The 26220-nt window shown below is 71.2% G+C and carries 25 protein-coding genes and 1 pseudogene; 6 read left to right on the forward strand and 20 right to left on the reverse strand.

Going from position 1 to position 26220, the window contains the following annotated elements:
- Positions 1 to 119: 119 nt before the first annotated feature.
- Positions 120 to 1379 (forward strand): S53 family peptidase, encoded by a 1260-nt coding sequence (locus ACWDEN_RS11370; protein ID WP_450858529.1) that lies wholly within the window; start codon positions 120 to 122, stop codon positions 1377 to 1379.
- 81 nt (positions 1380 to 1460) lie between these two features.
- Here ACWDEN_RS11370 and ACWDEN_RS11375 read toward each other — a convergent pair whose 3' ends face one another.
- The 9 genes and pseudogenes from ACWDEN_RS11375 to ACWDEN_RS11415 form a co-directional block, all read right to left on the reverse strand.
- Positions 1461 to 1820: a PASTA domain-containing protein gene (locus tag ACWDEN_RS11375; protein WP_450858531.1), complete on the reverse strand. Its 360-nt coding sequence runs from the start codon at positions 1818 to 1820 to the stop codon at positions 1461 to 1463.
- A gap of 432 nt (positions 1821 to 2252) precedes the next feature.
- Complete coding sequence (locus tag ACWDEN_RS11380) at positions 2253 to 2903, reverse strand: contact-dependent growth inhibition system immunity protein (RefSeq protein ID WP_450858533.1); 651 nt, start codon at positions 2901 to 2903, stop codon at positions 2253 to 2255.
- Between the two features lie 16 nt (positions 2904 to 2919).
- Positions 2920 to 3219: an RNase A-like domain-containing protein gene (locus ACWDEN_RS11385; RefSeq protein WP_351613244.1), complete on the reverse strand. Its 300-nt coding sequence runs from the start codon at positions 3217 to 3219 to the stop codon at positions 2920 to 2922.
- Between the two features lie 59 nt (positions 3220 to 3278).
- Entirely contained in the window at positions 3279 to 3842 is a 564-nt protein-coding gene (locus tag ACWDEN_RS11390) for a hypothetical protein (RefSeq protein ID WP_351613246.1), read from the reverse strand.
- 17 nt (positions 3843 to 3859) lie between these two features.
- Positions 3860 to 5479 carry an RNase A-like domain-containing protein gene (locus ACWDEN_RS11395; RefSeq protein ID WP_450858535.1) on the reverse strand — a complete coding sequence of 540 codons (1620 nt, stop codon included), beginning with the start codon at positions 5477 to 5479 and terminating at the stop codon, positions 3860 to 3862.
- A gap of 125 nt (positions 5480 to 5604) precedes the next feature.
- Positions 5605 to 5919 (reverse strand): WXG100 family type VII secretion target, encoded by a 315-nt coding sequence (locus ACWDEN_RS11400; protein WP_351613333.1) that lies wholly within the window; start codon positions 5917 to 5919, stop codon positions 5605 to 5607.
- A gap of 78 nt (positions 5920 to 5997) precedes the next feature.
- Positions 5998 to 6390 (reverse strand): WXG100 family type VII secretion target, encoded by a 393-nt coding sequence (locus tag ACWDEN_RS11405; protein WP_450858537.1) that lies wholly within the window; start codon positions 6388 to 6390, stop codon positions 5998 to 6000.
- A gap of 281 nt (positions 6391 to 6671) precedes the next feature.
- Positions 6672 to 6826, reverse strand: a pseudogene (locus ACWDEN_RS11410) (NUDIX hydrolase); the annotation flags it as partial.
- Between the two features lie 230 nt (positions 6827 to 7056).
- The gene (locus ACWDEN_RS11415; protein WP_450858539.1) at positions 7057 to 7314 is read right to left on the reverse strand and encodes a GntR family transcriptional regulator; all 258 of its coding nucleotides are present in this window, start codon (positions 7312 to 7314) and stop codon (positions 7057 to 7059) included.
- Between the two features lie 114 nt (positions 7315 to 7428).
- Between ACWDEN_RS11415 and ACWDEN_RS11420 the strand changes: the two genes are divergently transcribed.
- Both ACWDEN_RS11420 and ACWDEN_RS11425 read left to right on the forward strand, forming a co-directional pair.
- Positions 7429 to 7737 (forward strand): hypothetical protein, encoded by a 309-nt coding sequence (locus ACWDEN_RS11420; protein ID WP_351613255.1) that lies wholly within the window; start codon positions 7429 to 7431, stop codon positions 7735 to 7737.
- 551 nt (positions 7738 to 8288) lie between these two features.
- Positions 8289 to 9386, forward strand: a complete 1098-nt coding sequence (locus ACWDEN_RS11425) for a MerR family transcriptional regulator (protein ID WP_351613336.1) — start codon at positions 8289 to 8291, stop codon at positions 9384 to 9386.
- Positions 9387 to 9590: 204 nt separating this feature from the next.
- Here ACWDEN_RS11425 and ACWDEN_RS11430 read toward each other — a convergent pair whose 3' ends face one another.
- The 4 genes from ACWDEN_RS11430 to ACWDEN_RS11445 all read right to left on the reverse strand — a co-directional run bounded on the left by ACWDEN_RS11430 (position 9591) and on the right by ACWDEN_RS11445 (position 15542).
- On the reverse strand, positions 9591 to 11846 hold the full coding sequence (locus ACWDEN_RS11430; RefSeq protein ID WP_351613258.1) for a transglycosylase domain-containing protein: 2256 nt from the start codon (positions 11844 to 11846) through the stop codon (positions 9591 to 9593).
- 44 nt (positions 11847 to 11890) lie between these two features.
- Positions 11891 to 14269 (reverse strand): bifunctional polysaccharide deacetylase/glycosyltransferase family 2 protein, encoded by a 2379-nt coding sequence (locus ACWDEN_RS11435; protein ID WP_351613261.1) that lies wholly within the window; start codon positions 14267 to 14269, stop codon positions 11891 to 11893.
- A 14-nt stretch (positions 14270 to 14283) separates the two neighbouring features.
- Positions 14284 to 15003 (reverse strand): hypothetical protein, encoded by a 720-nt coding sequence (locus ACWDEN_RS11440; protein ID WP_351613262.1) that lies wholly within the window; start codon positions 15001 to 15003, stop codon positions 14284 to 14286.
- A gap of 77 nt (positions 15004 to 15080) precedes the next feature.
- Positions 15081 to 15542: a DUF1877 family protein gene (locus ACWDEN_RS11445; protein WP_351613263.1), complete on the reverse strand. Its 462-nt coding sequence runs from the start codon at positions 15540 to 15542 to the stop codon at positions 15081 to 15083.
- A gap of 421 nt (positions 15543 to 15963) precedes the next feature.
- Between ACWDEN_RS11445 and ACWDEN_RS11450 the strand changes: the two genes are divergently transcribed.
- Complete coding sequence (locus ACWDEN_RS11450; protein WP_351613265.1) at positions 15964 to 16596, forward strand: RNA polymerase sigma factor; 633 nt, start codon at positions 15964 to 15966, stop codon at positions 16594 to 16596.
- Positions 16597 to 16680: 84 nt separating this feature from the next.
- Positions 16681 to 17520 carry a hypothetical protein gene (locus tag ACWDEN_RS11455; RefSeq protein ID WP_351613268.1) on the forward strand — a complete coding sequence of 280 codons (840 nt, stop codon included), beginning with the start codon at positions 16681 to 16683 and terminating at the stop codon, positions 17518 to 17520.
- Between the two features lie 60 nt (positions 17521 to 17580).
- Here the strand turns inward: ACWDEN_RS11455 and ACWDEN_RS11460 are convergent, their stop codons facing one another.
- Together ACWDEN_RS11460 and ACWDEN_RS11465 are read right to left on the reverse strand one after the other, a co-directional pair.
- Positions 17581 to 18774 carry an NAD(P)/FAD-dependent oxidoreductase gene (locus ACWDEN_RS11460; RefSeq protein ID WP_351613270.1) on the reverse strand — a complete coding sequence of 398 codons (1194 nt, stop codon included), beginning with the start codon at positions 18772 to 18774 and terminating at the stop codon, positions 17581 to 17583.
- Positions 18775 to 18890: 116 nt separating this feature from the next.
- Complete coding sequence (locus ACWDEN_RS11465) at positions 18891 to 19835, reverse strand: RNA polymerase sigma-70 factor (RefSeq protein WP_351613272.1); 945 nt, start codon at positions 19833 to 19835, stop codon at positions 18891 to 18893.
- A 258-nt stretch (positions 19836 to 20093) separates the two neighbouring features.
- Between ACWDEN_RS11465 and ACWDEN_RS11470 the strand changes: the two genes are divergently transcribed.
- Positions 20094 to 20915 (forward strand): AfsR/SARP family transcriptional regulator, encoded by an 822-nt coding sequence (locus ACWDEN_RS11470; protein ID WP_351613275.1) that lies wholly within the window; start codon positions 20094 to 20096, stop codon positions 20913 to 20915.
- Positions 20916 to 20972: 57 nt separating this feature from the next.
- On the opposite strand, the gene ACWDEN_RS11475 is transcribed toward ACWDEN_RS11470, so the two are convergent.
- From ACWDEN_RS11475 to ACWDEN_RS11495, 5 genes are read right to left on the reverse strand one after another with little or no spacing between them, the layout of a single operon-like run.
- A complete protein-coding gene (locus ACWDEN_RS11475) occupies positions 20973 to 22718 on the reverse strand; it encodes an acetyl/propionyl/methylcrotonyl-CoA carboxylase subunit alpha (RefSeq protein ID WP_351613278.1) in 1746 nt (581 codons plus the stop codon).
- Positions 22719 to 22734: 16 nt separating this feature from the next.
- The gene (locus ACWDEN_RS11480; RefSeq protein WP_351613281.1) at positions 22735 to 23067 is read right to left on the reverse strand and encodes an acyl-CoA carboxylase subunit epsilon; all 333 of its coding nucleotides are present in this window, start codon (positions 23065 to 23067) and stop codon (positions 22735 to 22737) included.
- Positions 22986 to 24554: an acyl-CoA carboxylase subunit beta gene (locus ACWDEN_RS11485; RefSeq protein ID WP_450858543.1), complete on the reverse strand. Its 1569-nt coding sequence runs from the start codon at positions 24552 to 24554 to the stop codon at positions 22986 to 22988. Before ACWDEN_RS11485 ends, ACWDEN_RS11480 begins: the two co-directional genes overlap by 82 nt.
- Positions 24541 to 25236 carry a 4'-phosphopantetheinyl transferase family protein gene (locus tag ACWDEN_RS11490; RefSeq protein WP_351613287.1) on the reverse strand — a complete coding sequence of 232 codons (696 nt, stop codon included), beginning with the start codon at positions 25234 to 25236 and terminating at the stop codon, positions 24541 to 24543. The genes ACWDEN_RS11485 and ACWDEN_RS11490 overlap by 14 nt, the downstream gene beginning before the upstream one ends.
- A 9-nt stretch (positions 25237 to 25245) precedes the next feature.
- Positions 25246 to 26205, reverse strand: coding sequence for an aromatase/cyclase (locus ACWDEN_RS11495; protein WP_351613290.1), 960 nt, complete (start codon positions 26203 to 26205; stop codon positions 25246 to 25248).
- Positions 26206 to 26220 lie beyond the last annotated feature (15 nt).

Genomic DNA, 26220 nt, shown 5'->3' on the forward strand with positions numbered 1-26220 from the left:
GATGCCCGACTCGACTCCGCCCGGCCACCCCCAACGGAAAGCGCTTGTCATGCTCATGGCATCACAGGCCTTCCGGCCGCCGGAGTGGAGCCACCCATCCCCCCACGGAGGGCAGTTCATTGCGTTCTCACCGCAGAAGGACCCTGATACGCCGCGGCGCGCCCGCGCTCCTGTCCGCAGCGGCTCTGATCACCGGCGGCCTCGCCGTAGCCGCACAGTCGTCGGCCTTCGCCACGACGACCACCGCATCGGCCGCGACCACCACGACCTCCACGGTGCACACCCGCCCGCTGTGTTCGCAGCCCACCAAGCCCGGATACATGGCCTGCCAGGCAGTCGTCCGCACCGACCTCACGCCGCAGAAGTCCCTCGGCCGCCACGACACCCCCAAGGGCTTCGGACCGGCCGACCTCCAGGCCGCCTACAACCTGCCCAAGGACGGCGGCAAGGGCGCCACCGTCGCCATCGTCGACTCCAACGACGACCCGAACGCCGAGAAGGACCTGGCGGCCTACCGGTCCCAGTACGGCCTGCCGGAGTGCAGCACGAGCAACGGCTGCTTCAAGAAGACCGACCAGGACGGCGGCACCAACTACCCCGCGCCCGACGCCGGTTGGGCCGGCGAGATCTCCCTCGACGTCGACATGGTCAGCGCGGCCTGCCCGCAGTGCCACATCCTGCTCGTCGAGGCCAAGTCCGCGAACATGGACGACCTCGGCGCGGCCGTGAACCAGGCCGTCAAGCAGGGCGCCAAGTACGTCTCCAACAGCTACGGCGGCGGAGAGGAGGCCGCCGACACCCAGGCGGACGACAAGTACTTCAAGCACCCCGGCGTCGCCATCACCGTCAGCTCCGGTGACAGCGGCTACGGCACCGAGTACCCGGCCGCCTCGCAGTACGTGACGGCCGTCGGCGGCACCTCGCTCAAGAAGGACAGCAGCACCCGCGGCTGGTCCGAGTCGGTGTGGGGCACGTCCGCCGGCGGCGAGGGAGCGGGCTCGGGCTGCTCGCAGTTCGACGCCAAGCCGTCCTGGCAGAAGGACACCGACTGCGCCAAGCGCGCCGTCGCCGACGTCGCCGCCGTCGCCGACCCGGCCACCGGTCTCGCCGTCTACGACACCTACCAGGCCAGCGGCTGGAACGTGTACGGCGGCACCAGTGCCTCCTCACCGTTCATCGCCGGCGTCTACGCCCTCGCGGGCGCCCCGGGCACCGGTGACGTCCCGGCGTCCTACCCCTACGCCCACCCGGACAAGCTGAACGACGTCACCGACGGCTCCAACGGGTCCTGCAGCAACTACCTCTGCAAGGCGGGCAAGGGCTACGACGGCCCGACGGGGCTGGGCACCCCGAACGGCGTGGCCGCCTTCACCAAGTAACACACGAAGAACCGCACTCTCCGCTTCGCCCCGCCGGCCGTCCGGCGGGGCGAAGTGCTGTGCGCCGCCGCCCCACTTCGGCTAGAGCAGGTGGCCGTGATGACGCTCGCGCCACGTCGGCTTGCCCACGCCGAGCACGAGCACCTGCTTGACTCCGAGCCGCGCACCCGCCTTCACCGACTGGGTGTTCACGTCCCAGTTCGACGCCACCAGCACCACCACATGGTTACCGTCGTCCGCCCGCAGCTCGATCCGGCTCTTCGGCACACCGAGCCTCTCCAGCTGGTCCTCGGCCTTCGCGGCGTTCTTCCCGACCAGATCGGGCATCGTCACCGGGCCTGTCGCGACCGGCGTGGGCGCGCCCTTCCCGAACGTGCCGCACCCGGCCAGCGCGGGCACCACCGCGAGCATGAGCGCCGCGCCGCAGATGTACTTCCTCAAGTTCTACTCCCGGGCCTCGCAGTTCCGCCCCTGCGGTCTCGCCTACGTACGAAGATCCTAGGCAGCACAAGCAGCCTTCGGCGGCGGCCGTCCGGCTACCGGGCAGCGGGCATATTGCCGTCGCGCCAGTCGTTCACACGCTTTCGGATGCCGGCGGCCCGAGTGGTTCGACCGTTACTCCGCCCGGCCGGAGGAGACGCGCTTCCCCACCCGCTGGGCGGCCCGCATGGCTCAAGGGGATCAGGTCGGCGCCGACGGGATCGGATGGCGGAGGCAGTCTGGGCCCCAGAATCGCCCGAGGGCCTGCGGGTCCTTCCCGCCCTTCGCAGCACTCCGGCCTGCTGGATGGATCCAGCAGGCCGAAGGACTCTCCCAACAGCGTCGGAGTCTGAACCGCCCCGGCTCGGGCTCTGCTCGTGCGAGCGGGGCGCGCTAAGTGAGACGTGCCGCCACCAGCGCGAGCCAGCCGCTCACGCCATACTCGCCCGGTGCCTCGATCTCCATGCCCAGCTCGGCGGCACCGACGGCGTACTCGCTCTCGTCGAGCCCGAGGGCCAGCAGTTCCCGGATCTCCCCCACCAGCTGCGCGACGAGCTGCCGGTCGGTCGTCGTGGCGTAGTCGTCCACCGCCGCGTCGTGCCCGTCGAACTCGTCGGGCATGTCCTGGGAGAACCAGCCGCCGAGGAACTGCCCGAGCTCGGGGAACCTGGCATGCCACTCCCAGTGCGTGTCCGGCTTCGCCGGAGCCGGGACCTGCCCCTCCTCGACGCTGCCCCGGATGTGGTCGGCGAGCAGCGTCAGCCAGTCCAGGATGTCCGCGTCGGCCAGACCCACATCCGGCAGGGCGTAGAACTCGCCGAGCCGGACCCTCAGCCGCCCCGGCGGGGTGCGCACGTACTCCCGCAGCTGCGTCTCGGCTGCGGCGAGCGCCCAGGGGCGGGTGTGCCAGGTATGCCGCAGATACGCGGTGAGGGCTGCGCTCGGCTCCTCCTCGGTGTCGTCGGCCGGCTGGCCGATGTAGGCGCGCAGGACCTGGTCCAGCTCGCCGTATCTGCGGTCGTGTTCAAGGGGGGTCAGCGCCACGGTCGGACCACTGCCTTCACAGGTAGACGGGGAAGCTGGCGTGCACGGCGAACCCGTGCGCGGCGGACGGCTCGCGGCGCAGCACGACCCGGGCGGCCCGTACGTCGACGGCTCCGCGCCCAGCCAGCATCATGGCCTGCAGCAGTACCCTGCCGACGGGCTCCTCCCGGGACGGCCAGGCCGCCTCGATCGTCAGCCGCCGCCGGGTGGACTGGGCCAGCCAGCGGTGGATGACCTGTTCGTTGCGGGTGACCACGTGCTGGGTCGCCCACTGGGCGGTTTCCCGGTCGGGGTAGGTGGCGGTGCGGGTGCGCACGGGGGCTTCTCCCTGGTATGCAGTACGGAGGATCTGGGCAGGCGGCGGATCGCATCACATCAGCGGAATGACCAGACCATCCCGACTTCCGTCTCCGACACGAGTACCAGGCCGAAGTCGAAGGTGCGCACGGAAAAGGAGCGCCAACGAGAAACCCGCTGGTAGTAGTCGCGGATATCGCTGCCGCGCCCGGTGTTCGCATAGAAGTGCGAGCCTTCAGGGAAGCGCGACAGAATGACGCGGGCGTTCGCTTCAAGGGCCTCCCTGCGCTCCTCAAAATCCGGTTCCTCTGTGACATCGATCCAGGGCGTGGACAGGGCCACGAGGAACCGTACGGCTTGAGAACGCGGGATCTCATACAGATAGGGCTTCCAGGCGTCCGCCGTCGCGACAGCCTCCGGAGGCATGACGAAGGGATAGGACGGTTCGTCGAGCCTTTCGAGTTCTCCCTCCCAATGGTCCACCGTGCGCCAGCCGCGAGCGTCGCGGGTGTCACCGCGCATCAGGGTGGCCAGGTCGAGCACCCAGTTCTCGTGCTCCCTGCTCGTCACCTTGGCAATGGTCGCCCTACGCTCGTACATGCCGATCGCATCGGCCCACGTCTGCTCGTCGAGTTCGCCCACGGCTATCTCCTCACTCATCATTTGGGCATGGACGTATAAACGACGAACGGCGGATTCAGGCTCGGTTCGTACTTGAGTACTGTCGAGACCCCGTGGGCGTCCTTCGGCGGCGTCACACAGTTATTCACCACTGCCGCCGTACGCCCCGTCACGACTGGAATCGCGTGATTCCCCGTGTCGACCGCTCCCACCGAGAATTCCTCTGTTTCACCCGGACCCGGAGGCCCTTTAAGCCATTTGTCGATCTCTGCCGAATTACATCGGATATTGTACTGTGTGTAATTCTGCGCCGATTCTAGATCGGTGAAGCTGGAAGCCGCCGGAATGTCCGGCACACCCATTCCGCTCGCCTGGTCCCGCAACCGCTGCGTCAGCTGCATATCCGTCAGACCGACATGCTTGTCGATGCTGTGCCCACCATATAGCTCCTCCTCGGTCGCAAGATCGAGGCTGTACTTGTAAGGAAACGGACTCTCCGGCCGCTGCCAGCTGTGTTCCTTCTTGAAGTCGTTGAGGGAGCGCGCTCCGTACCCCTCCGCGCGGGCCTCCTCCGCCACGAACGTGGGCACACTGAGCAGTGCCTCGTCCAGCTCAGCCTCCAGCGCCCCCAGCTTGGCGGCGGCGTCGCTGAAGGCCTGGTGGTACTTCTCGACCGCCGCGTTCGCGGCCCCCTCGTCCATGTGCGAGCGGAACTTCAGGACGATCTCGCCGAACACCATGGTCGCCGCGAGCCGCGTCAGTTCGCCCGGGTCGAGGTCGTCGGCCAGGTCCTTGGCCGTGGCTTTCGCCGCCTCTTTACCCAGCCGGGTGGTGGTCTCCCTGGTCGTGACCGCCACCCCGGCCAACGAGTCGAGCTCTTTCTGCACGGCGGTCGCCGTCTCTTGGAGGATGTCGATGATGGGACGCCGCTTCGCGGGCACGACCTTGCGGTCCGTCTTCCAGCTACGACCGATGGAGATGCGCTGCATCTGCTTGTCGTAGGTCCTGCCCCATTCGGTGGTGCCCCAGATGGTCTGGCAGAAGGCCTTCATGGCGCCCTGCCACTCGTCGTTGCCCTTGTTGTTGCTGATGAACTTGATGGCACCGTTGAATTCGTCGGACGCGCCCTTGGCGGCCTTCGCGGCCGCACCCCAGGCGGTTGCCATGTCCTTGAACTCCTCGTCCCGGCACCCAGGCGTGATCTCGTGCATCTTGCCGAGCCGGAGGCCGTGCTCGATGGCCGGCCGGATCACATCGGCGAGGAAGTCCGGGATCTCGCCGAGGATACCGGCGATCTCCGAGGAGTCCGCGTCCTTGCCCGTACCGGACCACTTGATGTCGTTGACCGGGCCGTACTTGGGCGGCTTCTCGATGACGACCGGGGGCGCGTTCGGGGGCGTCGGGGGGCCCTGCATCCTGCGGGCCTGCCAGTCGGCCTGGCGGTACTTGTTCGCCGTGTCCGTGAGACCGACGGCGACTCCGCCCACGCTGACCACGCTCTTCGCCCAGAGCTGGAGGAACTTCTCGTTGATGGTCTTGTACGCCGCCGCGAAGGCGTCCGCGCCCCAGCCGGCGCCCGCCGACTGGCTGTACTGGTTCAGCACTTCGACCAGCGCCGTGGCGCCCTTGTCGTAGTCGAACTGCCCGTCACGCACCACGAGGGCGGTGTAGTACAGGTGCGGCGGCTGTACGTCGAATCCGCCGCCGCTCGTCTTGGGCGAGCGGGTCCGGGCCTCGGCCCGCTCCTTGCTGCGCTCCTCGTCGGTGGGCCGCCGCTCGGCCATCAGGCGCCGCCCCATCCCCGCAGCACCGCGCGGTGCGCGGCCGCGTACCCGCGATGGCCACTGGTCACGACCTCGTGCAGCCACTTGTGGGCCGCCTGCAGGTCCCTCGCCGAGGTGTCCCATTTGTCGAGCTCGCGGAGGAACACCTCTCGGGCCTCGCCCTGCCAGGACGCGACGACCGGCACAAGGCGCGTGTAGAGGTCGTCCAGTTGTCCGTTGAGCTGCTTGAGGATGTCGTCGAGCTCGACGGTCAGATGTTCCAACGTGCCGAACGAGACCGCTATGTACTCGTCTTCGCCGCTGCCGCCCTGCATGCTGCATTCCCCCGTTCCGGACGGCGGCATCGCCGCGCCGCCGTCCTCGATCACGTCGTTCGCTGACTACGGCTGGTGTCACAGCTGGTCGAGGCTGCTGCGCGGGCGCGTCGGCGGCGCCTCGGCAGGCGTGGACAGCTTGTCCGCCTCGCCCTGGACGTCGACCTTGACGGCACGCATGCGCGCCAGGACGTCGAGCTCCGTCTCGGTGAACCCGTCCCGGCTCAGCCGCACGGCCTCCTCGAGGTTCTTCATGACCTCGCGGATCCGGACGGCGTCCTCGGCGACCGAGCGGTGGAGCTTGCGGTACTCGACCGCCGCGGGCCCCTGCCAGCCCTCCTCGATCTCGTCGACGAGCCCGTCCATGCGCTCGACCTGCCGGGTCAGGTGCGCCTGCATGGTGTGGAGGTCGTCGGCCAGTTTGGTCAGATCCTCGTGCTTGGCCGCCAGGTCCTTCTTCCGGCCCACCACGCCCCCCGTTCCGCTCAGCCTCGGCTGCCTGCTACGTCTCCCGAGCCCCCAATCTAATCGAAGGCGGGTTCGAAAGATGCAAGATTCACAGATCGGTCAGGGGCTCCAAACTTCCTGGCCCACAACAGCGTTGACATGCCTCCAAGAGCGCCGCGCCGGCGAAACGGAATGCTTCCACACCCCGGCGGGCACTTCTCTGTAACAGGCATCACCTGTGGCGAGAGCAACCGTGCTCCCTCAGTCCGGAGCCACGGTCGCATTGTCCAAGGGTCCCGCCGAGCCTCGTCGTAGGCAAAGACGTGATGCGGGTTGGTGTACGTCCCGACGTTCTCGATGTGCATCGCACCAGCAGGAAGCGCCCACTTGTCGTTGTCGCGCCGACGCTGAAGAGGATGCGCCCGGCATCGTCGACGACAGCGGATGCCGCCGGCACCAGGCTGTTGGCGACGGAGGCGTTCGGGTCGTCCGCGAAGTCACGCCTGGCCGTGGCCTTCTCCTTCCCACACCGGAGGGCCCTTTTCTGGGTCTTCGAGGCTGAACGGTGCGTGCGCCGCGGGCCGCACGGCCGGGCCGACAGGCCAGGTCGGCGATTGGCGGATTTGGGCCAGCCCCGACGGCTCCGACCAGGTCTCACTGGGGTGCCGTCGTCCTGGGGGCATCGCGACGTCAGCGCTTGTCCACCACGTACACGCCCATGCCCGTCACCGTCTCCACGAGCCCCTCGTCCTTCAGCACCTTCACGGCCTTGCGCAAGGTGTCGCGCGCTACGCCGAATTCGGCTTCCAGTGCAACCAGGCTCGGGATGCGGCGGCCGGGCGGGATGCTGCCGTTCTCGATGCGGGCGCGCAGAATCTCGGCAATCTGGCGGTACGGCGGGACTGGCCCTTCCCGGTCAATACTCATGATCGAGACACGGTAGTACACCTCCTCCAGGCTGCGGAAAGGCAAGCGCCCCGGCGAGGTTGTGGGACCTCCCGGGGCATGGCCACCAACTTCAAGGGAGTTGATGACAGTGAGCATTATCCACGCGTTACTGCGGTGGGTACTGGGCGTGTTCGTCCCCGGTACGGCACGCGCCGTACCGAGTGCAAGCCCGCCCTCGTGCCGGGCCCGGCGCGCAGGCCCGAGCCGTCCCGTACCCCTACCCCATGCCCCCCGGCCCACCGCTCCCCGTACGGACTGGTCACGCCGCTCGACGGCAGTGCGAACGCGGTCGTCCGCCCGTACCTCCACGAAAGCGAGCGCGAACAGGCAAGGCAGAGTCGGCGGCGACTGGCCCTGGTCCTGGCAGCCGACTTCGGCATCGACCTCGACCAGCACGTGATCGGCGCCGAGGCGGTGGCGTGATGGGGGCAACTGTGAAGCGGCCACAGGGCACAGGGAGCAAAGCGGCTACGTCGTGGCTGTCGGCTGAGTGCGCGCTCGCCCTCCGACCCGGCTACGAGGACCTCCACGGCGCCTGCCGCCAGTCGGCGGACGTACCACTACCCGGCGGCCTGAGCCTGCTGCTGATGCGTCGCTGCCCCTGCGCCTGCCACGCGCCGATTGCGGGAGGCGCGCGGTGAACGCCGGAAGCGCTGTCCTCGCTGCCGCACTGCACGGAACTGAGCAGACTCTCGCCCTGTGGCCCGCTCCCACGCCCTGTCATCGGGGTGGGACGGCATGCGGGGTGTCGCCCACCCCGTAGTCGGGCAGCGGCTGTCGTCATCAGTTCGGCCGACCCTGCCTGGCTGTGTCAGTTTCCGAGGGAGTCGTTTCGGAGCGACTTCGGGGGTCATTCTGGCGCGGGCAATCGTGATCAATGTCAGTGACCTTCGGTTCTTGCTGCCGTGAGTGAGGCTCTTGACCCTCACGTGGCGTCAGGCTGCAGAGTCGGTGCCGTGGAGGATCACTGGACCGTGGGACGCGTGGCCGAGCTGGCCGGCGTGAGCGTCCGCACGCTGCATCACTATGACGAGATCGGGCTCGTTCGGCCGTCGGCGCGGACCGCGGCCGGGTACCGGGCCTATTCGGCGGACGACGTGGAGCGGCTGCGGGAGGTGCTGGCCTATCGGCGGCTGGGCTTCGGGCTGCGGGAGATTGCGGAACTGGTCGGCGACCCGTCCACCGACACGGTCGCGCATCTGCGCCGGCTTCGCGGCCTGCTGCTGGAGCGGCGTGATCGCGCTGACGCCATGGTGGCGGCCATCGACAGGGAACTTGAGGCACGGGCGAAGGGGCTGAAGGTGACACCGGAGGAGCAGCTGGAGGTGCTCGGTGCACGGCTGTACGACGCGATCGGCGGCGCTTACACCGCGACACGGCGTACCGAGCCGCGAATCGCCGCGCAGATCTGGGACGCGCTCGGGGACGCGCAGACGGTGTTGAACGTCGGTGCAGGCACCGGCTCCTACGAGCCTGCCGATCGCGACGTGACCGCGGTGGAGCCATCGGCGGTCATGCGGGGTCAGCGGCCTGCCGGATCGGCGCCGTGCGTGGCCGCCGCCGCGGAGAGCCTGCCGTTCGAGGACCAGTCCTTCGACGTCGCGATGGCGGTCTCGACCGTGCACCACTGGGGGGACCCGATAGCGGGGCTGCGCGAGATGCGGCGCGTGGCCCGCCGCGTGGTGGTGCTCACGTTCGACACCGACGAGCCCGGATGGCAGGACCGGTTCTGGCTTACCCGCGACTACCTGCCCGAGTTCGCCGCCGTCCTCGCAGAATTTCCCTCGCTTGCTGGGATGGCTGACTCGATCGGCGCCCGCGTGGAGCCGGTACCCATCCCGTGGGACTGCGCTGACGGCCTGTTCGAGGCGTACTGGCGTAGGCCGGGGGCGTATCTGGAGGATCATGTGCGCCGTGCGACGTCAGTGTGGACGAGGGTCGGGCCGGAGGCCGAGCAGCGGGCGGTGCAGAGCCTCAGCGACGACCTCGACTCCGGCCGGTGGGCCAAGCGCAACAGCGACCTCGTCGACCTCGACGCGGCAGATCTCGGCCTCCGCCTGCTCATAGCTTGAAAGTGCGGACCGTGCAGCCCGGGATGGCTCCGGCCGAATACTGGGACAGGTACAAGCCCTACAAGGGGGAGGGCACGCAACCGGCTCCGCAGGCCGACCGGTTCGACTGGACGCAGTACCCAGGGCACGGGCCCGGGGCCGAAGTCCTCGGCTGTCCTCGCCGAGCCCTGGAGCTCGGGCCGCCGAGCTGACCTGCCGCCGAAATCAATGGCACCTGTGCGGGCGGCACCTGGGGCCCGGTGCCGGGGCGCCCGGTCCCGGGGTGGCCGTGCCGGGTGTGCGCTTGTCCCGTCTGCCGGTGTGCTTGGCCGGGGAGTGGGTGGGCTTGGGGGAGGGGGCGCCGGGTTCGTTGCTGCCCTTGCCCAGGGGGGCCGGGGCGGGGAACGGGAGGTCGGGGAGGCCGGAGAGGGCGTCGTGCATGTACTGGGTCCAGATCTCGGTCGGGATGTCCCCGCCGAACACCTTCTGCAGGCCGCCGACGCCCGCCAGGGACTGGAGCTGGGGATGGGCCGGGTCCTCCTTGAAGAGGACGACGGAGGTGGCCAGTTGGCGGGTGTAGCCGATGAACCAGGCCGAGCGGTAGTCGTCGGTGGTGCCGGTCTTGCCCGCCGCCGTACGGCCGAGGGCCTGGGCCCTGGTGCCGGTGCCCCGCGTGATCACGCCCCGCAGGACGTCGGTCACGTTGTCGGCGACCGCCGCCGGGAGGGCCCGTACGGGGGCGGGGGCGGTGAAGCCGGGCAGTGCGGAACCGTTGTGGGTCACCTTCGTCACCGAGTACGGCGTGGCCCGCATCCCGGAGGCGGCGAAGGTCGCGTAGGCGCCCGCCATGCGGATCGCGCTCGGCGTGGAGGTGCCGATGTAGAAGCCGGCGCTGGGCGCGGCGAGGCTCTCCGGGCGCAGGCCCAGGGTCTTCGCCGTCCGGGCCACCTCGTCGTAGCCGACATCCTCGCCCAGCTGCACGTACGGCGTGTTGACCGACTGCTCCATCGCCGTGCGCAGGGAGATGTACCCCCAGCGGTGCGGGGTGTCGTTGTGCTGGTGGAGGAGGCCGGTGGGGTCCTTGTCGTCGGTGACGTAGTGGCCCTGCTGGTCCTTGATCTGGATGCCGTCGTCGCCGTCGAACTTGCTGGCCGGGGTGATCGGCGCAGGGGGCGTGGCCGGTTTCAGGACGGCCCCGTGCTGGAGCGCGGAGGCGAGGACGAGCGGTTTGAAGGTCGATCCCACCGGGACGCCGGAGGTGTCGGCGTTGTCGGCGTAGTGGGCCTGCTGGTAGCCGGGGCCGCCGTAGACGGCCAGGATCCGTCCGGTCTGCGGGTCCACCGAGGCGGCGCCGGCCTGGACGTTCCGGTCGGCCGCCCGGTGGGCGGGGTCGAGGCGCTGCGCGCGCACCTTCGCGACGGCCCTGGCCAGTTCCGCCGTCTTCCTGCGGTCGAAGGTGGTGTGGATCTGGTAGCCGCCGCGGCTCAGGCTGCCGTCGGTGACGCCGGGGTCGTGTGCCTGGACGTACGACCGGGCCAGCTGGACCAGATAGCCGGCCTGGCCGGTGAGCCCGGACCCGGGGGTCCACGTGCGGGGCGCGGGGAAGCCGGCCGCCGCGATGCGGGCGCGCTGCTGCTGCGTCAGCCTGCCGGTCGTGACCATCCGGTCGAGCACCCAGGACCAGCGGGCCTGCGCCTGCGCCCGGGCGCGGGGGTCGGCGTCGGCGTGCTGGAAGAGGCTCGGCTCGTTGACCGCGGCGGCGAGGAACGCGCCCTGGCTCACGGTGAGCTTCTCGGCCGGGATGCCGTAGTACACCCGGGCGGCGGCCTGGATGCCGTTGGCCTGGCGGCCGAAGAAGCAGGTGTTCAGATAGCCCTGGAGGATCTGCTGCTTGCTCATGCTCGCGCCGATCTTGGCGGAGATCAGCAGTTCCTTGAACTTGCGGGACAGCGTCTGCGACTGATCGAGGTAGGTGTTCTTGACGAACTGCTGGGTGATCGTCGATCCGGACTGGACGGAGCCGCCCTCGGCCATGTGCACGAGGGCGCGCGCGATGCCCTGCGGGTCGATGCCCGGGTCGGTGTAGAAGGAGGCGTTCTCGGCGGCGATGAAGTCCCCCTGCACGTCGGCGGGGACCTGCGCCAGGGTGACGTTCTCCCGGTTGACGCTGCCGTCGGTCGCCAGCACGGTGCCGTCGGACCAGTAGTAGACGTTGTTCTGCAGCAGCGTCTGGGGGTTGGGGTCGGGGATGGTGATCGTGGCGTAGGCGTACCCGACGGCCGCGGCCACTCCGCCGACGCAGAACAGGAGGGACGCGAGCACCTGGCGCCACGACGGCAGCCAGCGGCGCGGGCCGGTCCGGCCGGCGCGCGGATAGTCGATCCAACGTTTCCGCACGTCGGTACGGCGCCTGCCCCGGGCGCCCGCCGCACGGCTGCCGGAGCTGGTGCGCTGCGGCGGTCGGCGCCGGGTTCCGCTCATGTGCTCGGATCACTTTCCTCTCAGTACCACTGGGTGGTGTCGTGTCAGTACCACTGGGTGGTGTCGTGGGGGACGGGCTGCTGCCGGTAGTCGGCCCGGGGCGCGGGCCGAGGAGGGCCCCCGTACGGCTCCGGCTGCGGGAGGGAGCCGTAGGGTGCGGGCTGCGGGACGGGCGCGTACGTTCCCGGACCGGGGACGGCCCCGTACGGGTCCAGCTGCTCAAGGGCGGCGGTGCGGTCGTCCCCGGAGGGACCCGTGGCCGCCGGGGCCGACGCCAGGCTGCCGTAGCGCTCCATGCGCTGCCAGCGCAGGCGTGAGCCGGACGCGGCGGTGAAGACGGACTGGATCACCACCAGGTACATCAGCTGCCGGTAGACGAACTGCTGCAGCGGCAGGCTCCACAGCGGGCCGGGGCGTTCGCCGTCCAGGCGGAAGGCGTACAGGCCCATGACGAGCTGCAGCAGCAGGAAGGCCAGCCACAGGCCGGCGATCCGCAGCGGGTCGAGGAAGACCAGGCCGTACACGGCGAAGATGTCCACGGCCGGCGCGAGCAGCGGCAGCAGGACCTGGAAGAGGAGGAGGTAGACCAGGCCCCGGCGGCCGAGTTTGCCTGCGGCGCCGCGCTGCACCAGCGCGCCTCGGTGCTTCCACATCGCCTGCAGGGTGCCGTAGCACCAGCGGTACCGCTGCCGCCACAGGGCGCTCAGGGACGCCGGTGCCTCGGTCCAGGCCACCGCGCCCTCCTCGTACACCACGCGCCAGCCGCCGCGGCACAGCGCCATGGTGAGGTCGGTGTCCTCGGCGAGGGTGACGTCGCTGACGCCGCCGAGGTCCAGCAGGGCCCCGCGGCGGAAGGCTCCGACCGCTCCGGGCACGGTCGGCATGCATTCGGCGAGGTCGAACAACCGGCGGTCGAGATTGAAGCCGACCACGTACTCGATGTGCTGCCAACGGCCCAGCAAGCCACCGCGGTTGACGACCTTGGCGTTGCCGGAGACGGCACCCACCCGGGGGTCCGCGAAGGGCTGCACGAGGGTGCGGACGGCGTCGGGTTCGAAGACCGTGTCGCCGTCGACCATGACCACCAGGTCGCAACTCGCCGCGGCAAGACCGGTGTTGAGCGCGGCTGGCTTGCCCGCGTTCTCCTGGCGGATCACCCGCACCCCCGGCAGCCGGAGCGACTCCACCAGGTCCGCCGTGCCGTCGGAGGAACCGTCGTCCACCACGATGACCTCCACCGGATGGTCCGAGGCGATCAGGGAGCGCACGGCCGCCTCGATCCCGGCGCTCTCGTTGTACGCGGGGACGATGACACTGACCGGTCCGGTCACCGGCGGCCCCCAGGAGCGGCCCCGGCGTCCCGTCCGCAGCCTTCGGTGCCTGCGGGCCGCGATCAGCACGACCGCCGCGCGCAGCACGCTGATCAGTCCGGCCGCGTACATCAGCACGCCCAGCAGCCATACGGCCCAGTCGCCGGTCCGCAGCACCGAGATGAGGGCCATGCCCTGGAGGTGGTCGCCGAGGCCGGCGCGCTGGACCGGCCCGGCCATGCCGACGGCGGCGCCGACCGTCGCGAACCGGAAGCCCTCTGCCTTCAGCCGCGGGATCAGGGTGCCGAGCGCGGCGACGGTCTGGGAGCGGTCACCGCCGCCGTCGTGCATCAGCAGGATCTGCCCGGCGTGGCCGTGCGGGGTCGCGTTCGCGACGATGCGGGCGGTGCCGGGTCGCTGCCAGTCCTCGGCGTCCTGGGTGGACAGCACCGTGACATAGCCCGCCGTGCCGGCCTGCCGCAGGACGGACCAGTCGGCGTTGTCCAGCGCGCCGTTCGACGAGGAGTACGGCGGCCTCAACAGCGCGGTGGTGACCCCCGCCGCACCGGCCACCGCCAGCTGGGTCTCGCGCAGTTCCAGGGAACGCTGCCACGGGGCGAGGCGGGCCAGGTCGGGGTGGGTGAAGGTGTGGATGCCGATCTGGTGGCCGTCGGCGACCATCCGGCGGACCAGGTCCGGGTGGTCCACGACCTCGGTGCCGACGACGAAGAAGGTCGCGTGCACATGGTTGCGGCGCAGCACGTCGAGGATGCGCGGCGTCCAGACGGGGTCGGGACCGTCGTCGAAGGTGAGGGCGACGGTGCGGTCCTTCACCTGGACGGTGCGCGCGGAGGAGGCGGCGTTCGCGATCACCGGGCCGCCGTGGGTCACCCCGGCGGGCACCGCGTCGTTCCGGCCGCGGGCACCGGTCACGTCGTCCGCGGTGATCCCGAACATGTGATGGGTGTAGCCCTGCAGCAGGAGGGCCGTCGACAGGGTCACCGAGAGCACGCTCAGCAGCAGCCAGTGGGTGCGGGGTGTGATCTGGCGGGTGCGGCGGCGAACGGGGGCCTTGCGGCGGGCGGGAGCGGTGCGGCGTCGGCGGTCGGTCACGTCAGGGCCTTGGGTCACTTCACGGGCTTGTGGGAAGAGCCGACGGCGCGCCCCTTCGAGACGCGGGTGGGGGTCGAGGTGGAGGTCGTGGAGGTGGTACTGGCGGGCGCCGGCGTGGGTCCGGCCGTGGTGGCGGGGGTGGTCGAGGCCGCCGTCGGGCCGGACGTCTGCCGCGCCGTGGGACGGGGGGCCGCGTGGACCCCGGCGGTGTCCGCGCTCCCCGCCCGGCGGCCGGTGCCGGACGCTGCGTCGGGGGCGCTCACGCGGGGCGTGGCCGGGTGCGTGGTGTCCGGCTGCGGGACGAACGGAGCGCTGATGCCGGGGCCGCCCAGCAGGGTGCCGACCAGCAGGGCGACATAGCCGCCGGCGGGGATCATCAGCAGCCGGGCGGCGCGCAGCACGCGGCGCTGGCGTCGCCCCGAGGAGTCCACGAAGACGGGCCGTACCGGCTCGCTCGCCTCAGTGTCCGGTTCCGCGTCCCGCTCCGGTTCCGGCCACTGCGATTCCTGCCAGTGCGCTTCCTGCCACTCCGGTTCCGGCACGAAAGGGATGGTCTGGTGCGGTACGTAAGGTATGGGTTGGGTGTCGGTCTCCGGGGACTGCGGGTACGGCGCGGTGAGGACGCCACCGTACGCGGCGTCCCACGCCGTCGGCTGCGGGTGCGCATACCGGTACCCGGCACCGCCATACGGCTGCTCGCCGTACGCCCTGCCGCTTTCGTCCGTCCACTGCACGAGTCGTGCCCCCTGTCCTGGCCGACCGACGCGGTCGTCCGCATGGACAGAGCGCCGCGGCCCGGAACTGTTACACCTCACTCCTCATGCAGCCACTTCACCACCGCGTCTCCACGTTCGGCGGTGTGCGTGTAGAACGCCTTCAATTCCTGGTGAGCCGCCGCGAACGCCCGCCACGTCTCGGGCTCCGCTCGCACACCGCCGTAGTGCGGCAGCACTGCGTGCCGGGCGAAGTCCCACAGCGTGTCGAAGTCGGCGGCCGCCAGGAAGCCGGACACCCGGCGGGCCTGGGCCGCCGTCAGCACCAGCAGCGGTGGTTTGTGGCGGTCGGCGCGGAACACCGGCCGGCCGCCGAGCACCACCTGGGCCTGGGGCCGGTCCTGGGCGAGGGGATGCGGGGAGGCACCGGTGTAGATGCGCTCCTGGTCCCGGTGGCGCCGAACGGTCCCCGAGTCGTCGTCGAAAAGCCGTTCCAGCCAGGTCGAGCTGTTGCGCAGTGCCGGTGGCGGCACCGCTCGCAGACGGAGGTACGCGCTCATGCCACAAGGAGCGCACGGGGCCGTCGAAGTATCACGCGGCCGGATGGGGCGGGTTCGCCGCACGCGGGGCGGCCGGGGCCTCGTGCAGTGGTCGGGACCCCGGCCACCCCATCCCTCTCCGTGCCGCCCACGAGGGGGAGATCGGAACGACACGGAGAGGGGTCCGGGGGGGGTTGCGGCACCGGTGCCGGCGAGCGGTGGCCGGCCCGGGCGGTACCGCGCCCGGCACTCACCCAGCGCACCGCCCGCGGCAAACGTCACCGGGCCGCGGCCACCCGGTCACCTGCGGCCTCGTGAAGGGGGCCTGGTACGTTGTGACACTTCTGTGAGGGCAGACGCTGATCGCCATGGGGCCGTCGATGCGACCGGTGCGCGACAGACGGCACGAACTGGCTACGAACCAGCGCGAACGAGGACAATCTTGGGCCAGGTACGGCAACCCCGGCGCGTACAGGCGTACGACGGAGAACTGGGCGCGGCGGTCGCGCGCGCCCAGGAGGGCGACGAGGCCGCCTTCGCGGTCGCCTACCGGTTCGTGCAGCCGGGCCTGCTCGGCTATCTGCACGGCATCGTCGGCGACGACGCCGAGGACGTGGCCGCCGACGCCTGGCTGGACATAGCCCGCGACCTCGGACGTTTCAAGGGCGACGGCGCCGGTTTCCGCGGCTGGACCGCGACCATCGCCCGGCACCGGGCACTGGACCATCTGCGCCGCCAGCGCGTGCGGCCCCGGGCGGGCGGGACCGAGCAGGACGTACTGCACCTGCCCGCTGCGCACAGCACCCATGAGCAGGCCCTGGAGTCCCTCTCCACCGAGCGGGCCCTGGAACTCGTCCGCGGGCTGCCCCAGGACCAGGCCGAGGCCGTGCTGCTGCGGGTCGTGGTCGGCCTGGACGGTCCCGCCGCCGCTCGCGTCCTCGGCAAGCGCCCCGGAGCGGTGCGCACGGCGGCCCACCGGGGTCTGAAACGCCTCGCGCGCCAGCTCGGCATCGGCGGTGAGACGGAGAAGGGTGTGACGGATGAGGCTTCCCGCACGCTGGGGGAGTCGACATGAACGACTCCCGGTGCACCGCACGAACCGCACGCACCGCACGGCTCGATACGGCCGGACAGGAACGAACGGGAACGGACAACGGACATGGGTGAACGGCTGAGCGGCGACGGAGGACCGGGCCGTCGACGTGCGCAGCCCGGCGCCGTGTCCGGCGCGTCGGACACGGCTGACAGCGCCGCGCTGGAAACGGTGCTGGCCGCCGTCCTGCGCACCGGCGATCTCGACCCCCGGGCCGAGCAGCGGGCCGTGGCCGCGTTCCGGGACGCCCGCGCCATGGGCACGCGGCGGGCGCGTACCCGGCGGCGGGACGACTGGCGGCCGGCCGCGGAGCGGCGGGCCGGGCGGACGGTGAAGATGACGTTCGGCGCGGTGTTCGCCAGCGTCGCCCTGGGCGGGGTCGCGGTCGCGGCCATCGGCTCGGTCGGCTCGTCGTCGAGTGGCACCGGAGCCGGCCCACGGGCCGGCCACCCCTCGGCGGTCGCCCCGGCCCGGCCGGGCGGGACGGCGCCGTCGGCTCCCTCCGACGGCGCCCGGCCGACGGACCGCCCGCCGTCCGCCAAGGACACCCAGGCCCACTGCCGTGCCTACGAGCAGGTCCGGAGCCGGGGCAAGGCGCTCGACGCGACAGCCTGGCAGCGGCTTGTCCTTGCCGCCGGCGGCAAGGACAAGGTCGCCGCGTACTGCTCCGAGCAGCTGACGCGGGCAGCTGCCACGCCGAGCGGGCGGGCCGGCACGGGCAAGTCCGGTGAAAGCGCCGGGACCGCAGGCCACGGCACGACGGGCAAGGCCGGCAGCTCGGGCAAGGACGCGTCCGGTACCGGTGGTTCGGGCACCGGAGCGTCCGGCACCGGCACCTCCGGCGGCACGGGCGACTCGGCCGGGAACGGCACGTCGGGCGGCGGCAAGCACGGCGGGAAGCACTGACCGGGTGGAGCACGCCCTGTCCTTCGAACCCCGCGTCCTCACACACGGATCCCCGGGGCGTCAGGCCGATGCCGTGACCTCCGCGCCCGCCCGGACCGGCTCCGGTACGACGCGGCGGCGCCGGGCCGGCAGGAGGACGGGGTTGGCGACGCTCCAGGCCGCGCCCTTGCAGACCAGCTCCTTGTAGACGGCGGCGGACCGTCCCGTCAGGGCCGCCCGGACGGGACGGTCGTCGGCGGTGACGTACTGGATCAGGCCTTCCCTGCGGCCCAGCGAGATGCACTGGTTGAAGTAGCGCAGCGGCACCTTCGGGAGCTTCCCGCCGGTCAGGCGCGCCGCGATGGCGTCGGCGGCCTGCCACGCGGTGGGCACGCCCGAGGCGCACGACATCCGCAGCGGCTTGCCGCCGGGGCCCGTCGCCATGGCCGCGTCGCCGATGGCGTACACCTCCGGGTGCGAGACCGAGCGCATGGTCCGGTCGACCACGATCTGGCCGGTGCCGGTGACCTCCAGGGTGGTGGCCCGCGCGATCGGGTGGACGGCGAAGCCGGTGGTCCACACGGTGACCGCGGCCGGCACGGACGTGCCGTCGGCCGTGGTGACGCGGTCGGCCTCGACGGCGGTGACGGCGGTGTGCTCGTGCACGGTGATGCCGAGCCTGCCGAAGACCCTCCGCAGGTGCCTTTCGCCCTTCGGCGAGAGCCAGTCGCCGAAGCCGGCGCGGGCGACGAGCGCGACGTCGAGGTCCGGGCGGGCCTCGGCGATCTCGGTCGCGGCCTCCACGCCGGTGAGGCCGCCGCCGACCACGACCACGGGCTGTCCGGCGGCCAGGGCGGCCAGGCGCTCGCGCAGCCGGAGCGCTCCGGCGCGGCTCGCGATCTGCTCGGCGTGCTCGGCGGTGCCGGGGACACCCTGGTCGGCCCAGCCGCTGCCGAGGGCGTACACGAGGGTGTCGTACGGCAGTTCCTCCGCTCCGTGCGCGCCGGTGACGGCGACGGTCCTGCGGTCGGCGTCGACGCCGGTGACCCGGGCGAGCCTCAGGTCGACGCCGGTGCCCGCGAACATCTCGGCGAACGGCCGGGGCTTGAGCGACTGGCCGACCGCGAGCTGGTGCAACCGGACGCGTTCCACGAAGTCGGGCTCGGCGTTGACGAGGGTGATGGAGACGTCTTCGGGGCGCAGCCGCCTGGCGAGGCGCCCGGCGGCGATGGCTCCGGTGTATCCGGCTCCCAGGACGACGATGCGGTGCTGCATTTCCCGGCTCCTGTCTGCTGCTGTCCTCAGCCGCTGCCTTCAGCGGATTCGCCCCTTGAACCGGGCGGCCCGCCGTTTCCTGACAGGAACCGGATGTGAAGCACCTCACATCGTGGTCACCAGAGGGTGAGCAGGGGTGCGCCGTGGTCGGCGGCCGCCCACCACCGGCTCGCGCGGTCCAGCTTGTCGGGGTTGACCTGGTTGCGGAACGCGGCGATGCCCTCGGCGGTGATCTCCAGGCACATGACACCGATGACCCGGCCCTCGAAGACCACCACGACGGCCGGGTCGCCGTTGGCGGTCGTGACGTACACCTCGGACGAGCCGCCGACGAGGCGGCGCTTGGCCTCGCTGGGCTTGAACAGCCCCCGCATGAACTTGGCGACCGCCTGGGCGCCCTCGAACGCCTTGGCGCGGGCCGGGACCTTCCCGCCGCCGTCGCCGACCGCGATGGCGTCCTGGGTGAGCAGGCGTACCAGCGGCTCGGTCCTTCCGCTGGTGGCGGCCTCGAGGAACTCCTCGACGATCCGCCGGGCGGCGGCCCGGTCGATCTCGGCGCGGGCCCTGCCGTCGGCGACGTGCTTCTTGGCGCGGTGGAAGATCTGCTGGCTGGCGGCCTCGGTGACATCGAGGATCTCGGCGATCTCCCGGTGCGGACAGCCGAAGGCCTCCCGCAGCACGTACACCGCCCGCTCGTCGGGGGACAGCCGCTCCAGCAGGGCGAGGACCGCGTACGACACCGATTCGCGCTGTTCGGCGGTGTCGGCCGGCCCGAGCATCGGATCCCCGGCGAGCAGCGGCTCGGGCAGCCACTGGCCCACATAGACCTCGCGCCGCGCGCGGGCCGAGGCGAGCTGGTTGAGGCACAGGTTGGTGAGCACCTTGGTCAGCCAGGCCTCGGGCACCTCGATGCGCCCGACGTCGGCGCCCTGCCAGCGCAGGAACGTCTCCTGCACGGCGTCCTCGGCCTCGCTCGCGGAGCCCAGCAGACGATAGGCGATGGCCTCCAACCGGGGCCTGCACGCCTCGAACCGGTCCACGTCGTCCACGGTCAGCGCCATGGGCCGGATCCTAGCCCCCGGCGAGTCGGCGAGCCGGCGAGGTGACCTGGGCCGATTCGGGTAGGCTCTTCATTACTACCCAGTAATAGCATTCTTTCCCTAAAGGGAAAGCAATGCGAGATGCGCCACTTGTGAGCGAAACGGAGCGATAGCAGTCCGAATCGCCTTGACAGGTGACAGGTTAACTATCGTACTGTTCAAGAGTACGCTTTCTTCGATGTCGACGCCTGTGCCTGGGGCGTACAACCAAGGGGGATAATGGACATCGGGATACTGGGGCCTCTCACTGTGAGATCGGCAGGACGTGAAGCTGCTCCGACCGCACCGAAACCTCGTCAGCTTCTCGCTCTCCTCGCCGTTCGCACCGGTCAGGTCGTGCCGATGGAAACACTCGTCGACGAATTGTGGGAACACGATCCGCCAGCCAGTGCGGTGACCGTCATACAGACCTACATCGTCCTGCTGAGGCGTTCACTCGCGGCGACTCTCCAACTGTCGACCGAGCACGTCGCCCAGCACGTACTGCCGTACACGGGCTGGGGCTACCAGCTGTCGCCCGGCGAAGGGGCGCACGACGCGGACGTCTTCGCCCAGCTCACCGAGCGGGGGAGCCGGGAGCTCGCGGACGGCGACTACCACCGCGCGACCATGTCCTTCCAGCGCGCCGCGCAGTTGTGGCGCGGCCCCGCCCTGGCGGACGTGCGCACCGGGCCGCAGCTCCTGGCCCACCGCACGTCGCTGGAGGAATCCCGCACCGTCGCCGTCGAACAGCGCATCGAAGCCGATCTGCACCTCGGCCGCCATCACCAGTTGATCGGTGAACTTTCCGGTCTGGTAATTCAGGATCCGTTGCATGAGCGAACCCATTCCCTCCTCATGGTTTCCCAGTACCGGTCGGGACGCAGGGCGCAGGCCCTCGAAACATTCCGGAAACTCCACAAAAATCTGAGGGAAGAACTGGGAATAGAACCGTCTCCGCACGTCACAAGAATCCACCAGCGAATTCTTTCCGGGGATACGTCTCTGCTGCACTCGGCCGAGGGTCTGAACCTGGAAGGGTGCCGCAGGTCCGCGGCATAAATGGAGGTGGCGCACTCCGCATGCTGCATACGGGGTGCGCCACCGCACGCCTGCGACTCAGCTCTTTATCTCGCAGATGAGTGCGCCCGAGGAGACGGAGGCGCCCACTTCCGCCGTCAGGCCCTTCACCGTGCCGGAGCGGTGCGCACGGAGCGGCTGTTCCATCTTCATCGCCTCCATGACGACGACGAGCTCCCCCTCGGCCACCGGCTGCCCCTCCTGGACCGCGACCTTGACGACCGTGCCCTGCATCGGGGAGGTCAGCGCGTCACCCGACGCGGCGGCCCGGTTCGCACCCGCCGTGCGCCGCCTGGGCCTGACGGCACCGGCGGAGGACGGGGCGGCCGTCCCCAGAGAAGCGGGCAGCGCCACCTCCACCCGCCGGCCACCGACCTCGACGACGACGGTCTCGCGAGCGGGTTCCGTGCCGGGGTCCGCCGCGGCGCCGGCGAACGCCGGGATCGCGTTGACGAACTCCGTCTCGATCCACCGTGTGTGCACCCGGAAGGGACTGCTGGTGTAGGCCTCGTCGGCCACCACCGCCCGGTGGAACGGAACCGCCGTGGCCATCCCCTCCACCCGCAGCTCCCCCAGGGCCCGGGCCGCCCGCTGCAGGGCCTGCTCCCGGTCGGCCCCCGTCACGATCAGCTTCGCCAGCAGAGAGTCCCACGCCGGACCGATCACGCTCCCGGACTCCACGCCCGCGTCCAGCCGTACGCCCGGCCCGGACGGGGCGACGAACCGTGTCACGGTCCCCGGCGCCGGCAGGAACCCCCGCCCCGGATCCTCGCCGTTGATCCGGAACTCGAAGGCGTGCCCGCGCACCGGCGGATCGTCGTACCCGAGGGCCTCGCCGTCGGCGATACGGAACATCTCCCGGACCAGATCGATGCCCGTGACCTCCTCGGTCACCGGATGCTCCACCTGCAGCCGGGTGTTGACCTCCAGGAACGAGATCGTCCCGTCCGCCCCGACCAGGAACTCCACGGTGCCCGCGCCCACATACCCGGCCTCCCGCAGGATGGCCTTGGAGGCGGCGTACAGCTGGTCGTTCTGCGCAGCCGTCAGGAAGGGGGCGGGGGCCTCCTCCACCAGCTTCTGGTGGCGGCGCTGCAGCGAGCAGTCCCGCGTGGAGACGACGACCACATGGCCGTACGCGTCGGCCAGGCACTGGGTCTCCACATGCCGCGGCCGGTCGAGATACCGTTCCACGAAGCACTCGCCCCGCCCGAACGCGGCCACCGCCTCACGCACCGCCGACTCGTACAGCTCCGGCACTTCCCGCAGCGTGCGGGCGACCTTCAGGCCGCGGCCGCCCCCGCCGAAGGCGGCCTTGATGGCGATCGGCAGCCCGTGCTCCCGCGCGAAGGCCAGCACCTCCTCCGCTCCTGACACCGGATCCGCCGTGCCCGCCACCAGCGGCGCACCCGCCCGCTGTGCGATGTGCCGGGCGGCGACCTTGTCCCCGAGGGCGCGGATCGCCCGCGGCGGCGGGCCGATCCACGTCAGCCCCGCGTCCAGCACGGCCTGCGCGAAGTCCGCGTTCTCGGACAGGAAGCCGTACCCCGGGTGGACCGCGTCGGCCCCCGACTCCCCGGCCGCCGCCAGGACCTTGGCCATGTCCAGATAACTCGCCGCCGGGGTGTCTCCGCCCAGGGCGAACGCCTCGTCGGCCGCGCGCACATGCAGCGCGTCCCGGTCCGGTTCCGCGTACACCGCCACACTGGCGATTCCGGCGTCCCGGCACGCACGGGCGACGCGGACCGCGATCTCGCCACGATTGGCGATGAGCACCTTACGCACGACGGTTCCCTCTCCCTCATCCCTGTGATCCGGCCCATCCCCGTGATCCGGCCCATCCCCGTGATCCGGCTCGCCACGAGCCCGCCGACCGGCACGGGCCCTCCTCGGCCCTTCCCCAGCCGGCCCTCGACGGGCCGGGGTCGGCGGGTACCGCCGCGGCGCGCCGCGTCACCGCCCTCAGCACGACCGTGAGGACGGCGAGGTCCTCGTGGCTCGGATTCCCGTGGAGCACCCGGACGCCGTCGGGCCGTTCGGTCCGCCCGGGCGTCACAGCGGCGGGTTGCCGTGCTTGCGCGACGGCAGGTCGGCGTGCTTGCTGCGCAGCATCGCGAGGGAGCGGATCAGGCACGACCTGGTGTCGCCCGGGTCGATGACGTCGTCCACCAGGCCGCGTTCGGCCGCGTAGTAGGGGTGCATCAGCTCGGTCCGGTACTCCTTGATCTTCTGCCGGCGCACCGCCTCCGGATCGGAGGCCGCCGCGATCTCCCGGCGGAAGATCACGTTCGCCGCGCCCTCCGCCCCCATCACCGCGATCTCGTTCGACGGCCACGCGAGCGAGATGTCCGCCCCGATGGACCGGGAGTCCATGACGATGTACGCACCGCCGTACGCCTTGCGCAGGATCAGCTGGACCCGCGGGACCGTGGCGTTGCAGTAGGCGTACAGCAGCTTCGCGCCGTGCCGGATGACGCCGCCGTGCTCCTGGCCCACCCCGGGCAGGAAGCCGGGCACGTCGACCAGGGAGACCAGGGGGATGCTGAACGCGTCGCACAGCTGGATGAACCGGGCGCCCTTCTCCGACGCCCCGATGTCCAGGACGCCCGCGAGCGACGCCGGCTGGTTGGCGACGATGCCGACGACCTGGCCGTCGAGCCGGGCGAGCGCGCACAGGATGTTGGTGGACCACGCCGAGTGCACCTCGAAGAACTCGCCGTCGTCGACGATCTCCTCGATCACCGCGCGCATGTCGTAGGCACGCCCCGGGTCCTGCGGCACCAGGTCGAGCAGGGCGTCGGTGCGCCGTTCTGCCGGGTCCGCGCAGGCCTCGGCCGGGGGGAGTTCACGGTTGTTGGCGGGCAGGAGCGACAGCAGGAAGCGCACGTCCGCCAGGCAGGACTCCTCGTCGTCGTACGCGGCGTGCGCCACCCCGGAGGTGGCCGCGTGCACATCGGCGCCGCCGAGACCGTTCTGGCTGATCTCCTCGCCCGTGACCGCGCGCACCACGTCGGGTCCCGTGATGAACATCTGGGAGGTGTCACGGACCATGAAGACGAAGTCGGTCAGGGCCGGGCTGTAGGCCGCGCCGCCGGCGCACGGGCCGAGCATCACCGATATCTGCGGGATGACCCCGGACGCCCTGGTGTTGCGCTGGAAGATGCCGCCGTAGCCGGCGAGGGCACTGACGCCTTCCTGGATGCGGGCACCCGCCCCGTCGTTCAGGGAGACCAGCGGGGCACCGGCCGCGAGGGCCATGTCCATGATCTTGTGGATCTTGGTGGCGTGGGCCTCGCCCAGAGCGCCGCCGAAGATCCGGAAGTCGTGGGCGTAGACGAAGACCGTACGGCCGTGCACCGTGCCCCAGCCCGTCACCACCCCGTCCGTGTGGGGGCGCCGCTGCTCCAGGCCGAAGCCGGTGGCGCGGTGCCTGCGGAGCGCCTCGATCTCGGTGAACGACCCCTCGTCCAGCAGGAGTTCGATGCGCGCGTACGCGGTGAGCTTGCCCTTGGCGTGCTGGCGCTCGGTGGCGGCCGGATCCGGGCCCCGCCGGACCGCCTCCTTGATCTCGCGCAGCTCGGCGAGCCGTTCGTGGGAGACGGCGTCGTCAGTGGTGTGCATGGTGTTCGCCCTTTCTGCGTGGGTCGCGTTGACTCGGGAGAGCGCGAGCGGACCGGGGTTGCCGGTCTTCCGTGACCTCGGCGGTCGTGATCCCGGCGGCGGGGCCACGGCCGGCGCAGGACAGCACGTAGCCGGGCGGGCCGGGCAGGACGGTGGCCGCGAGGTCCGTGTCACCGGGCAGCCAGGTCAGCCGCCGGGAGGTGCGGGGGAAGGTGCCGGGCGGCGGGCTGCCCACCGGTCTGCGCAGCCCACCGCCGGCGAGTCCCCGGCCGGCCGCCTTGCCCGCCGACTCCTTGCGCGTCCACAGGTGCAGCAGACCGACCGGGCGCAGTGCGGGCGGCAGGGACAGCACCCAGGACGCCTCGCCGGGGGTGAACCAGCGGGTGGCGAGCCCCGCCGCGTCGAGCGGGCGGATCGCCTCCACGTCCACCCCGATGCCGGAGAGCTCCGTGTGCGGCCCGGTGACCGCGACGGCGACGACTCCCCGGGTGTGGCTCACACTGGCGCACAGTCCGGCGGCGGCGCCGGACAGTTCGGGCAGCCCCGACGCCGCCCGGCCGAGCACGACGTCGGCCGGCCGGGCGGCGCACACCTCGGCGGCGACGCTCCTGAGGAGTTCCCTGGCCCGGGTGCGCGGGTCCGCCCCCGCATACGCCCAGCGGACGGCGACGGCGGCCTCCATGCGGCGCGTTCAGCCGCCGGAGACGAGGGCAGGGTCGCCCTGTGCGAACGACCGGGCGTGTTCCAGGGTGATGCGGCTGTTGCCGGTGAGCGCCGTACGGGCGAACTCCAGGGCGTCGGCCACCGTCGCGGTGTCGCCGAGGACGCCCGCCACCGCCTCGGGGTTGATCACCACGGTGTGCCGCGAGGTGATGGTGACGCCGCCGTCGACGGCCGCCACCCGCCACTCACCGGTGTGCGCGGCCAGCAGCGGCGGCAGCACCGTCTGCTTGTAGACGATGCGTTCGCCGGCGAAGCAGATCCGTACGGACCTGGTGGTGTGCCGGTCACCGGTGCGGGTGATGGAGTCCATCTCCATGACCTGGACGCCCGGATCGTCCTCCACGAGCTCCATCCGGGACACATGGGGCAGCCGGTCCGGCCACCGCGACGCCTCGTGGAGGAAGGCGTACGCGTCCTCCGGGCGGCCGCCCTCCACCAGGATGGTGTCGTCGAAGGTCAGCCGGTGCGCCGGCCCGGTGGCGGCCCACTCGGCGAGCGCCTTCAGGTTCGCCAGCTCGGCTCGGCTGTTGCGCTCCGTCACGTCCGCGATCCAGGCGAGGGAGGCCGGATCGTCGTCGACCGCCCGGTAGCCGTGGTCGAGGACGATCCGGGTGCCGCCGTCCGGGAGCGCCTCGAGTGTCCAGGCCCCGGACATCGACGCGACGGGCGGCTGGGACACCTCCTGCCGGAAGGTGATGCGCAGCGTGCCGGGATCCAGTTCCCGGCGGGAGGTCCACGCCTTGACGGTGTCTCCGGCTAGCGCCCAGATGCGGATGCGCTCGGTCCCGCCGTTGCCGTCCGGCCGCTGCAGCTGCTCCACGTGAACGGTCGGGGAGAAGTTCACCGGCCAGGACGCGGCATCGGCCAGCAGGGCGTAGACGGTCCGCGGTGCCGCTGTGGTGGTGATGGTGTGCCGTACGTCGGTCATCGCACGTTGCTCCCT

This window comes from Streptomyces sp. NPDC001153 (assembly GCF_053598315.1).

What these genes read in the sequence shown, in the direction of transcription:
- ACWDEN_RS11400 (WP_351613333.1), bottom strand. Translation starts at nt 5,919, where the DNA reads ATGCAGGGCGGCAGCGGCGAAGACGAGTACATAGCGGTCTCGTTCGGC.
- ACWDEN_RS11430 (WP_351613258.1), bottom strand. Translation starts at nt 11,846, where the DNA reads ATGAGCGGAACCCGGCGCCGACCGCCGCAGCGCACCAGCTCCGGCAGC.
- ACWDEN_RS11445 (WP_351613263.1), bottom strand. Translation starts at nt 15,542, where the DNA reads ATGAGCGCGTACCTCCGTCTGCGAGCGGTGCCGCCACCGGCACTGCGC.
- ACWDEN_RS11455 (WP_351613268.1), top strand. Translation starts at nt 16,681, where the DNA reads ATGGGTGAACGGCTGAGCGGCGACGGAGGACCGGGCCGTCGACGTGCG.
- ACWDEN_RS11460 (WP_351613270.1), bottom strand. Translation starts at nt 18,774, where the DNA reads ATGCAGCACCGCATCGTCGTCCTGGGAGCCGGATACACCGGAGCCATC.
- ACWDEN_RS11465 (WP_351613272.1), bottom strand. Translation starts at nt 19,835, where the DNA reads ATGGCGCTGACCGTGGACGACGTGGACCGGTTCGAGGCGTGCAGGCCC.
- ACWDEN_RS11470 (WP_351613275.1), top strand. Translation starts at nt 20,094, where the DNA reads ATGGACATCGGGATACTGGGGCCTCTCACTGTGAGATCGGCAGGACGT.
- ACWDEN_RS11485 (WP_450858543.1), bottom strand. Translation starts at nt 24,554, where the DNA reads ATGCACACCACTGACGACGCCGTCTCCCACGAACGGCTCGCCGAGCTG.
- ACWDEN_RS11490 (WP_351613287.1), bottom strand. Translation starts at nt 25,236, where the DNA reads ATGGAGGCCGCCGTCGCCGTCCGCTGGGCGTATGCGGGGGCGGACCCG.
- ACWDEN_RS11495 (WP_351613290.1), bottom strand. Translation starts at nt 26,205, where the DNA reads ATGACCGACGTACGGCACACCATCACCACCACAGCGGCACCGCGGACC.